The 3,839-nt window shown below is 40.6% G+C and carries 5 protein-coding genes; 1 reads left to right on the top strand and 4 read right to left on the bottom strand.

The features are described 5' to 3' along the window. Nucleotides 1–249 precede the first annotated feature (249 nt). A complete protein-coding gene (locus AB685_RS28065; RefSeq protein ID WP_047973894.1) occupies nucleotides 250–795 on the top strand; it encodes a hypothetical protein in 546 nt (181 codons plus the stop codon). A 196-nt stretch (nucleotides 796–991) separates the two neighbouring features. On the opposite strand, the gene AB685_RS28060 is transcribed toward AB685_RS28065, so the two are convergent. The 4 genes from AB685_RS28060 to AB685_RS30730 all read right to left on the bottom strand — a co-directional run bounded on the left by AB685_RS28060 (nucleotide 992) and on the right by AB685_RS30730 (nucleotide 3,818). Then, on the bottom strand, nucleotides 992–1,786 hold the full coding sequence (locus AB685_RS28060) for a carbon-nitrogen family hydrolase (RefSeq protein WP_047973893.1): 795 nt from the start codon (nucleotides 1,784–1,786) through the stop codon (nucleotides 992–994). A 140-nt stretch (nucleotides 1,787–1,926) separates the two neighbouring features. Next, nucleotides 1,927–3,240 (bottom strand): SLC13 family permease, encoded by a 1,314-nt coding sequence (locus tag AB685_RS28055; protein ID WP_047973892.1) that lies wholly within the window; start codon nucleotides 3,238–3,240, stop codon nucleotides 1,927–1,929. A gap of 138 nt (nucleotides 3,241–3,378) precedes the next feature. Further along, entirely contained in the window at nucleotides 3,379–3,693 is a 315-nt protein-coding gene (locus AB685_RS28050; protein ID WP_082153808.1) for a substrate-binding domain-containing protein, read from the bottom strand. Next, nucleotides 3,663–3,818 (bottom strand): substrate-binding domain-containing protein, encoded by a 156-nt coding sequence (locus tag AB685_RS30730; protein WP_277814318.1) that lies wholly within the window; start codon nucleotides 3,816–3,818, stop codon nucleotides 3,663–3,665. The genes AB685_RS28050 and AB685_RS30730 overlap by 31 nt, the downstream gene beginning before the upstream one ends. Nucleotides 3,819–3,839: the final 21 nt, after the last annotated feature.

The raw sequence follows: 3,839 nt of genomic DNA, 5'->3' as shown, positions 1-3,839 counted from the left end.
ATGAAATATACGTAGACCTCCTGTGGGGACTAGAGCAGGAGTGAGATCCCGGAGTGCGATAGCACGAGGAAGCTCACTAGCTCCCCACGGAAAGCGAAGTGTATTTCAGGAGCGGTATACGTAAACCGCATCGGTAATGTTCGATTTTCCATAAGTTAAAATACTTTTGTCTCACCCTCTTTATAGTTAGTATGTGGAATTCCTAAACAACTGCTATAATAAAGTAAAAATCGATGGAGCTGAAGTGAAATGAATCCAACCATCCAACGCTATTTTACCGATCTAGAGTCTCTAGATAAACAAGCTCAATATGAAGCTTATCAACATCTTATTGAAGTGACCCGTCATGAAGTAGACTGGGCGTATGAAGTATGGGATGAATTAAAGGGAGATCTCACAAATAAAGATGCTCATAAACGCTCAAGAGCTGCACAATTTCTCAGTCATTTAGCGATCAGTGATCCTGAAAGAAGAATAATAGACGATTTCCCAAAGGTGTGGACTGTGACGAAAGATCCCAAGTTTGTGACAGCTAGACATTCTCTTCAATCCATTTGGAGAATTGCTTTAGCAGGACCTGAACGAAAAGAGTTAGTCATGACTCATCTAGTCGATCGGTTTAAGGGTTGTCTTGATGAAAAAAACTACACATTGATTCGATTTGATATTCAACAAAATTTCCGTCACCTTTATGATCAATTGGGGGATGAAGAGTTGAAACATATAGCTTTGGAGTTAATTGAGATAGTGGAAGAGGCGAAGTATCAGAAGAAATATAAGACCGTGTGGAAGTGAGTAATATGATATTGATGTAGGATACAGACCGACTTTTAATGAGTGGGTCTGTTTGGGTGGGATAATATGTTAAGAATAGTAGGGTGAGAAGCATAGTTTAATGTGAAGCGTAACCGAGAAGAGTCGATTAAAAATTAAAGAGAGGACCGTACACTTATGTATCTTCAGTGTACAATCCTTTTCAATTTGAGTTTGTTTAATGCGGTAAATAATACTGTGGTGTACGACTTTTGAACACTGGTACATTTTCTCTTACTTCTTTTACTTTTTCTAAATCAAGTGAGGCCATGATCGTTTCTTCTTGATCTTGAGTGGCAAAATGTATGAAATCACCCCAAGGATCAACAATCATCGAATTCCCACAAAATTCAACTCCATCATATTCTCCAACTCGGTTAGACGAGACGATATACATTTGGTTTTCAATCGCTCTCGCTTGTTGAAGGATTTTCCAGTGGTTGCTTCTTGCTTCAGGCCATTCAGCCACAATGAAGACAGCTTGAGCACCTTCAAGAGCAAGTCCTCGCATCAATTCTGGGAAGCGCAAGTCATAACAGATGACGATTCCCATCTTTTGACCATCGAGTTCAAACGTTGTAGCACTATTTTGGCCACCATCAAGGTAAAGATGTTCATTTAACATCGGCACAAGGTGCATCTTATCATATTGATAGACGAGATTCCCTTTGCGATCAATCACGACTGCACGATTAAAGATCTTCTCGTTTTCTTTTGTTGCAAAAGACCCACCAACAAGGTTCACTTGCCATTTCTTCGCTAACTCTTTTAAGAAGGTAAGAGTAGTTTCTGATTCGTCTTCAGCAAGATGACCAAGATCATCCAGTGTGTAAGCTGTGGTCCACATTTCTGGAAGTACGAGTGTGTCTGGCTTTTCTTTTTCACATACCTCATTAACCCATGCTGCTACTTTCTCACGATTTCTCTCCGGTTTCCCAGGAATGATATCCATTTGATAGATTGCCAGCTTCATTAACGAATCCCCTACTTTCTTTTTTTGTCCGTATGATGAAATATATGTATCCCTACTAAATTTAAGATAAGGTATATAAAAGCTTCAGTCAAATAATTCAAAAAACTGCTCTTAATTAAAAGAGCAGTTTTATTCGTTCTTTATAGACCAATCGCAAATAATGCAATCGCTAGTACTACTCCCAGGAGTGGGACAACAACCGTTAACGCTCCAAATGCTGGGTAGGCATCTTTGTGAGTCTCACCAGCTATCGCGCGAATAGTCGTTACTGCATACCCACCATGTGGAAGTGAGTCGAGTGCCCCTGATGCAAGAGCTGCTGTACGGTGCATCGCATCAGCATTTACACCCATATCTAAATAATGAGGTGCAAGAAGTGGGAGGGCTATAGCCTGTCCACCTGAAGACGAACCAGTTACACCGGCAATTAAGCAGATCGCTACTGCGCTACCAATTAAGGGATCTCCCGGTAGGTTCGTCATAAAAGCAACCGCATCAGAGAATGCTGGCGTTGCTTTTGCCACCCCGCCAAATCCTACAACAGCGGCGGTGTTACCAATTGCTATTAAGGCGCCAGTCGTTCCTTCTTGAACTGCAGTTGGGAAGTTGCGGAAATGCTTACGATTCAAGATATAGGTTGCAATAACACCAGATAATAAGGCAATGATTAAAGCAGATTTCTCTAACACACCATGGGTAAAGAACGTCACTACAAGAACTACGACCAATGGAATTAAGCTTAAGTAAGGGTTAGGAAGATTTTTTCTGTTATCAACGGGATCATTCTCTCTTTCTACAAATTTCTCACCGTTATTTAAAGCTTTTTTGATCATTTGCTTTAACCACCAGTAACCGAAGATCATCATAAAGATGGCAACAATCAAACTTACTTCCCAAGCTGCATATGGAGTGGTCCCTAGAAATTCAATTGGAATCCAGTTTTGAATTTCTGGAGAACCGGCTGATGTCATCGTAAAGGTAACTGAACCAAATCCTAGTGCAGCAGGAATAAATCGGCGAGGGAGGTCAGCTTTCTTAAACAGACTAACAGCCATCGGGTAAACAGCAAAAGCTACAACAAATAAACTAACGCCACCATATGTTAAAACCGCACAAGCAATAACAATGGCTAGAGCTGCATTTTTCATTCCTATTTTTTTTACGATCCAATTGGCGACACTATCTGCTGCACCACTATCTTCCATTAATTTACCGAATATTGCGCCAACTAAAAACATAAGGAACCACGAAGCAACAAACCCGGCGAATTCATTCATATAGTTGTTTAAAAAGTTCGCTTCACCATCTGCAGCTAGTTGTGGAAAGATCGGTAATCCACTAAAAATAGCTACAAGTAAAGCAGAAAATGGGGCTGCTACAAGCAGGTTCATCCCGCGTATGGTTAAAATAATTAAGAGGGCAAGACCWCCGATTAAACCAATGAGWCTTAGCATGTGTTCAACTCCTATTCTTTGCTAAGCTTTAAGGTTAGCAGTTTAATAAAGTAAAGCGCTTTCTTTTCTTTTTGACCAAAACGTATTGAAAAGGAACAGGACAAAGAGTGAGGAAGTCTCTCTTTGCCACTATCTTCCTTATTTGTCTTTGACAGACCCTCTTACGATAAGCTCACCTGGTAATGAACGGGTGATAACCTTATTCGTCTTTTCATTAATTTCTTCTAGTAATAATTGAACCGTTGTGTCTACCATGTCGTCAATGGGTTGCTTCCATGTTGTTAAGGAGTACGAAGGCCAGCTCGCCATCGTAATATCATCAAAGCCAACAATTGATAGGGCGTCTGGCACCTTGATACCGAGTTGTCTTGCAGCATCGATTGCCCCAAGAGCGGTAATGTCATTTCCACAAAAAATACTATCTATTGGTTTTTCAGATTGTAATAAGGCCAGCTCGCCATCGTAATATCATCAAAGCCAACAATTGATAGGGCGTCTGGCACCTTGATACCGAGTTGTCTTGCAGCATCGCTTGCCCCAAGAGCGGTAATGTCATTTCCACAAAAAATACTATCTATTGGTTTTTCAGGTTGTAATAA

Source organism: Bacillus sp. LL01, assembly GCF_001037965.1.
This window is presented reverse-complemented; position numbering and strand designations above follow the sequence as displayed.

Bases quoted from the DNA above. Each gene is read 5' to 3' on its own strand.
- AB685_RS28065 (WP_047973894.1), top strand. From the start codon at position 250: ATGAATCCAACCATCCAACGCTATTTTACCGATCTAGAGTCTCTAGAT.
- AB685_RS28060 (WP_047973893.1), bottom strand. From the start codon at position 1,786: ATGAAGCTGGCAATCTATCAAATGGATATCATTCCTGGGAAACCGGAG.